This window comes from Butyrivibrio sp. (assembly GCF_017635265.1).
GTDB lineage: Bacteria > Bacillota > Clostridia > Lachnospirales > Lachnospiraceae > Butyrivibrio.
Window position 1 is genome coordinate 1 of record NZ_JAGBLU010000097.1, and the last position, 5,684, is coordinate 5,684.

Sequence of the window (5,684 nt, forward strand, 5' to 3'; positions counted from 1 at the left end):
CCTACATTAAAAAGACCAGGATTAGTCAGTTTCAATAACTGATTAACCCTGGTTTTGTTTATTCTCACAAGAGACCCTCAAACCAGACCCTCAAACCAGACCCTCAAACCAGACCCTCAAAGTAGCCCCTCACGACAGGCCCTCAAACTAGACCCTCAAAATGATTGACCCTCAAAAACTTTGAATACCCATAAAGAAACTATGGGAGCACTGCCTAGAAGTGGTGCTCCATTTTTTATATTGACATATATAGGATGCCGATATACTATATAGATGTGCAATATATAGACTATCTATATAAGGAGGACATGATGGCTATTGATAAATCTCTTTTAACAGGAAGCATGACAATGTTGATACTCAAGCTTTTATCAGAAAAAGACATGTACGGATATGAGATGATCGATACTCTTAGAAAGAAGTCCCAGAATGTATTTGAGCTAAAGGCTGGTACTCTTTATCCACTTCTTCATGGTCTTGAAGAGAAGGGTATGCTTACTGTTTATGAGCAGGAGTTTCTTGGTAAAACAAGGAAATACTACAGCATTACTAAAGAAGGAAAAAAACTCCTCAAAAGCAAGACTGAAGAATGGAATGAGTATTCAGGTGCTATAGCAAATGTATTGGCAATGGGGGTGTGACAATGGAGGAGTACATCAAAAAGTTGCTTGAACAGGTGCGGTTTAAGAAAGCCCATAAAGGGATTGAAGATGAGCTAAGGGCTCATATCGAAGATCAGATTGAAGATAATATGGCATCTGGTATGGATAGAGAAGCTGCTGAAAAAGCTGCGGTTGCTGACATGGGAGATCCGGTTGAAGTAGGCATTTCAATGGATAGAGTTCACCGGCCAAGACTTGCATGGAGCGTTGTTGCTATTGCTGTTTTGATTGGAATTATAAGTAGCGTTATTCATGGATTTATGGCAATAGATGCCGGACAGGCTGATGCAGCTATCAGTGTAATAGGAAGTCACACTTTTTACAGCAAAGTTCTTATTGGCCTGGTGGCTATGATCGCAGTATATATGATCGACTATACTGTTATTGCGAAATACGCAAAGATAATAGCATTGGGAATGTTAGCAGTATTATTATTGGGAAGACTTGGAATCACGATAAATGGCATGCATATGTATGTTGGAGTGGGGCCGGTTCGTATTCTTACATCTGCATTTATGCTGTTTTATATTCCACTTTATGGAGCAATCCTATATAAATATCGTGGTGGAGGTGCCGGTGCTTTCTTCAAAGCTCTTCTTTGGATGATAATCCCTGTGGTATTTGTACTGAGATGGCCCAGGTCTTTGACTGCATTAGTTATGCTGATGACAATGGCAGTTCAGCTATCAGTGGCTGTGGCGAAGGAATGGTTTAAGGTTCCGAAGAAACTCACAATATGCTCATTATGGGCAGCTATTACTGTTTTTCCTGTATCGCTAATTGCAATCCTTTATAAATTTAGCTTATTGTCAGATTGGAAAATGCTCAGAATCAGAGCATTTTGGGATCTTGATAATGAATATTCATATATAAGAAGAACAGTTCTTTCCTTCAATACTGTGAATTTTGTAGGTGATACGGGTAAAGAAGTGCTGGGATACCTTCCTAATCCTAATAGTGATTTTCTCCTGACTTATCTTGCAAATAAGTATGGAGCTGCCATGGCTATGGGCATTATTGCATCTGTAGCGGCAATAATCATAACCGGATGCATCGCATCTGCAAGAAGCAAGAATCAGCTTGGTCTGGTGATGGGTGTTGGATGCATGAATGTTTTGCTCGTGAACATGCTTGTAAATTTATTTGAGAATTTGGGAATTCTTCCCTATACTGATTCATTTATGCCATTCTTTTCAGCTGGTGGCAGCAATATAGTTCTGGCATATATCTTTTTGGGCATAATCCTAAGCATTTACAAGTATAAGGATGCTTATCCGATGCACATGGACATAGGTATCCGCGGAAAGATAAAGCTTGGAAATATTGAGATTATGAAGAATTAAAGAACGAAAAGGTTGATTTTAGGCTAAGCTTTCACCCACTATTTTCCCATCGGGAATATTTCGGGAAAAAGTAGTACGAAATCGGGAAAAAGTGGGATGGTTATAGGGTTTTTTTATCAAAATTACTGTGTTATATTTACAATGGACAAAGCGATAGGGAAAAACAAAAACACTTCCCCAGCCGCCGAGTCCATTTCTTTTGCAAAAGAATAACGGTGAATGAAGTGTCAGCTTGTGACTGTGAAATGCAGTTGCAGGTTTGGCGCTTTTCTTTTGCCCAAAATCAGACAGCCAGCGGATGACGATCCAAGGCATACTACAACAAAAGAAAGGATAACACATTTATGGATTATGAGAATTTCAAAGAGAGGTTCGTGGAGGACCTGAAGGATAAGCTTTACGAGAAAGGAATTGAGGCTGATGTTTCAGTAAACACTGTGAACAAGCTGAACGACAGCTACGAGGCAGTGACGATCAAGCCGGTTGATGATCAGGTCGGTGTGAACATCTCACTTAATAAGTGCTACGGGGCATATGAAGATGGAACTGACTACAACGAGGTTGTTGATAAGACATCGCAGCTTGTTGCAGACAGTCTTGAGAATAAGCCTGAGGTCGATATGGCAACACTTACTGATTATGACAAGATGAAGGACAAGCTTGTGATGGAGGTTGTTTCAGCTGAGACCAACAAGGATCTGCTTGAGACAGTTCCTCATAAGGACATCGAGGACATGGCTGTGGTTTACAGATTTGTTCTTAGCTCTGATGCAGAGGGCAGGGCATCAATCCTTGCTACTAATCAGATGGTTGAGAACTTCGGAATCACAGCAGAGCAGCTTCACGCAGATGCGTTGGAGAATGCACCTCGCATCAAGCCTGCTGAGATTAAGGGAATGGGCGAAGTTCTTGCCGAGATGATGGGAATTGAGCAGGCTGAAATGATGGGGCTTTATCCTGTAAGACCTGAAGATGAGCAGATCTTCGTTGCTTCTGTACCTGATAAAGTACACGGTGCAGGAGTTCTTGCTTATCAGGACTTCATGGATCAGGCTGCTGAAAGAGCTGGCGGAGATTTCTACATTTTACCTTCAAGCATTCATGAGATCCTTATCGTTCCGGACAACGGAAAGATGGGACTTCCCGAGCTTGAAAACATGGTAAAGGAAGTCAATGCCACTCAGGTTTCTCCTCAGGATAAGCTCACTGATAACGTATATCACTACGATTCACAGGCTAAGATCTTTGAGCTTGGTGAGAAGTTTGTGGAGCGTCAGTCAGAGCGTGATGAGGCTGATATCGATAAGGAGGACAAGGGCTCTGTTCTTGGTGAGCTTAAAGCCAAGAAGGAAGAGGTTTCCAAGGCTCCTAAGAAAGAGGCTGCAGAGAAGGCAGCCAAAGCCAAAGGCGGCGAAGCACTCTGATCGCCCTGCTCATGGTATTGTTACAACTCAAATAGTTAGCTGATGGGCTATAAAGCGTCAGGCTGAGAGTATAACTCCGGTTTGGCGCTTTTTTGATGCCCTGGAAAGGATAATGAGATGTCAAAAACAATCGTAGATAGAACTTCAGGAATTACCAAAACAGTCACAAGATCAGTGATTGGTCAGAAGGAGCCACTTGCTCATCCTAAGAACTGTAGCCATGAGTGTCCGTATGGATATGGCAGAGCATTTTGCTGGCCCTGCATGGCAAAGATCATGAATGAGCACAGAGCAAACAGAAAAGTGCAGGAAGCGTGAAAACATGATGTTTGACTACTTTTATAAGGAGCAGTCAGAGAGCTATACCTTTTACAAGATCCCCAAAGTTCTTTTTACAGAGGAACCTTTTCAGAAGATGTCTACTGATGCCAGGGTGCTGTATGGACTGCTTCTTGAAAGAACAAGTCTGTCCAGAGAAAATGGCTGGTTTGATGAGAATGGCAGGATCTTTGTCTATTACACAATTAAGGCTGTGAAGGCTTCAATGGGCTGCGCAAACGACAAGGCGGTTGGTCTGTTAAAAGAGTTGGAGAGGATCGGCCTTATTGAAAAAAGGAAGCAGGGACTTTGTAAGCCGACCATCATCTATGTAAAAGACTTTATGGGATTCCGGAAAACGGAACGCAGGAATTCCGATAATCAGAACTCCGGTGTTCCGAAAATCAGAATTCTGGACGACCGAAAAGCGGAATCTAATAATACTGAGAATAATAATACTGATTTTAATAAAACTAATCTTATCTTATCAGGATTAGATGTGGATAAGGATGAGAGATCAGTTTATCACGACATTCTTATGGAGCAGTTATCGATGGACATTCTGTATGAGCGTTACCCTTTTGACAGGGATACGCTTGATGCAATTCTGGACATGATGCTGGATATTATCTGTTCTAAGAAAAAAGACATCCTTATTGCAGGTGATAGAAGACCTTTAAATGTTGTGAAATCTCAGTTTTTAAAGCTCAATTCTATGCATATTGAGTATGTCATGGACTGCTTGAAGAGTAACCCTGTGAAGGTAAGAAACATCAAACAGTATCTACTGGCAGCGCTATATAATGCACCACTTACAATAAACAGCTATTACCAGGCCATGGTTAACAACGATATGGCTGAAGGAAGAATTTAGGAGGAAAAATACAATGGCACAGAAATTTTCAATAAAACTGGATCCTATTAAGGATGGATTTACAGGAACAATAGAAAAGGCAGAAAGCACTGCCGGAAGATACGCAGTTATTGGCACCAATTATGATCACAGGTTTATTTCTGAAAAGCAGTTCAACGCATATACAGAGGAGTTGTCGAAGAAAGATACTATGGGACTTCTGATGACAGGGAGCTTCATGGTCTTCTATGACACAACAAAGCTGATTGAGATCGATGGTGAAAGCTATTTTGTAGGAAGTGTCCTTGTAGTGGAACCAGCAGGTGATGATGAAGTTCCTCATGCATATTCCTGGATGGATGATAGTGATATTGAAGAAGCGAAAGAGGATCTTTCAGCCTATTTGACGGAACTGATAATTGATGGTGAGCGCTATGACGCTCTGCATGTGGACTAAGGAGGAAAAAATGAGCAGAACAATACCAAGAGCATATGTTACAGCAGCATGGAGCAAAAACCGCGTGGATGCAGAAGACCAGGCGAGAAAATATTGCAGTGAACTTGTAAAGGCAGGATATTTACCACTTTGTCCGGTGCTGGCTTTTAGCGGGATTATCAGTGACGACGATCCTGATGGCGAGAAGAGGCGCCGCGAAATGTCTGAGGACCTTCTTAAAAGAGCAAGATTTCTCGTTGTCTGCGGCAAGAAGATCAATGATGATGTCAGAGCTGATATCTCACTTGCAAAGCATTCAAAGGTGATACCTACAACACTGGAAGGTGTTCTGGAATGCGGTGAATAACGCTCCCATGCTGATAGAAAGGAAGTGATTATTTGCAGGAAGAGGTATCTAAAAAGACGGTTCAATTCGCAGTGAATGGAACCAAACTGACAGCAAAGTTTCTCTGGAAAGCTCTTGTGTAACCGGCAAGTACTTTTCCTGAAATTTCGGCATTTAATTTTCCCGAATCCGCGGCATTTAAGATTCCATAGCCAGCGGCATTTTATTTTCCATACTTGTCTTTATTCTTGGGCTGCCGCGTAAACGGCAGCCCTTGTTGCTTAATTACCAAAAATGAAGTC

Annotated in this window: 7 protein-coding genes; all 7 read left to right on the forward strand. The window is 41.7% G+C overall.

What is annotated here, in order from left to right; all coding sequences use genetic code 11:
• Window positions 1–311 precede the first annotated feature (311 nt).
• The 7 genes from J6O61_RS11465 (at window position 312) to J6O61_RS11495 (ending at window position 5,403) form a co-directional block, all read left to right on the forward strand.
• Window positions 312–641: a PadR family transcriptional regulator gene (locus tag J6O61_RS11465; protein ID WP_292213235.1), complete on the forward strand. Its 330-nt coding sequence runs from the start codon at window positions 312–314 to the stop codon at window positions 639–641.
• 2 nt (window positions 642–643) lie between these two features.
• Window positions 644–2,005 carry an FtsW/RodA/SpoVE family cell cycle protein gene (locus J6O61_RS11470; protein ID WP_292213237.1) on the forward strand — a complete coding sequence of 454 codons (1,362 nt, stop codon included), beginning with the start codon at window positions 644–646 and terminating at the stop codon, window positions 2,003–2,005.
• Between the two features lie 344 nt (window positions 2,006–2,349).
• The gene (locus J6O61_RS11475; protein ID WP_292213240.1) at window positions 2,350–3,429 is read left to right on the forward strand and encodes a DUF5688 family protein; all 1,080 of its coding nucleotides are present in this window, start codon (window positions 2,350–2,352) and stop codon (window positions 3,427–3,429) included.
• 117 nt (window positions 3,430–3,546) lie between these two features.
• A complete protein-coding gene (locus J6O61_RS11480) occupies window positions 3,547–3,747 on the forward strand; it encodes a hypothetical protein (RefSeq protein WP_292213243.1) in 201 nt (66 codons plus the stop codon).
• Window positions 3,710–4,621: a DUF6017 domain-containing protein gene (locus J6O61_RS11485; protein ID WP_292213246.1), complete on the forward strand. Its 912-nt coding sequence runs from the start codon at window positions 3,710–3,712 to the stop codon at window positions 4,619–4,621. The genes J6O61_RS11480 and J6O61_RS11485 overlap by 38 nt, the downstream gene beginning before the upstream one ends.
• Before the next feature lie 13 nt (window positions 4,622–4,634).
• The gene (locus tag J6O61_RS11490) at window positions 4,635–5,057 is read left to right on the forward strand and encodes a hypothetical protein (protein ID WP_292213248.1); all 423 of its coding nucleotides are present in this window, start codon (window positions 4,635–4,637) and stop codon (window positions 5,055–5,057) included.
• A gap of 10 nt (window positions 5,058–5,067) precedes the next feature.
• On the forward strand, window positions 5,068–5,403 hold the full coding sequence (locus J6O61_RS11495; RefSeq protein WP_292213250.1) for a DUF7768 domain-containing protein: 336 nt from the start codon (window positions 5,068–5,070) through the stop codon (window positions 5,401–5,403).
• Window positions 5,404–5,684 lie beyond the last annotated feature (281 nt).

What these genes read in the sequence shown, in the direction of transcription:
- J6O61_RS11465 (WP_292213235.1), top strand. Translation starts at nt 312, where the DNA reads ATGGCTATTGATAAATCTCTTTTAACAGGAAGCATGACAATGTTGATA.
- J6O61_RS11470 (WP_292213237.1), top strand. Translation starts at nt 644, where the DNA reads ATGGAGGAGTACATCAAAAAGTTGCTTGAACAGGTGCGGTTTAAGAAA.
- J6O61_RS11475 (WP_292213240.1), top strand. Translation starts at nt 2,350, where the DNA reads ATGGATTATGAGAATTTCAAAGAGAGGTTCGTGGAGGACCTGAAGGAT.
- J6O61_RS11480 (WP_292213243.1), top strand. Translation starts at nt 3,547, where the DNA reads ATGTCAAAAACAATCGTAGATAGAACTTCAGGAATTACCAAAACAGTC.
- J6O61_RS11485 (WP_292213246.1), top strand. Translation starts at nt 3,710, where the DNA reads ATGAGCACAGAGCAAACAGAAAAGTGCAGGAAGCGTGAAAACATGATG.
- J6O61_RS11490 (WP_292213248.1), top strand. Translation starts at nt 4,635, where the DNA reads ATGGCACAGAAATTTTCAATAAAACTGGATCCTATTAAGGATGGATTT.
- J6O61_RS11495 (WP_292213250.1), top strand. Translation starts at nt 5,068, where the DNA reads ATGAGCAGAACAATACCAAGAGCATATGTTACAGCAGCATGGAGCAAA.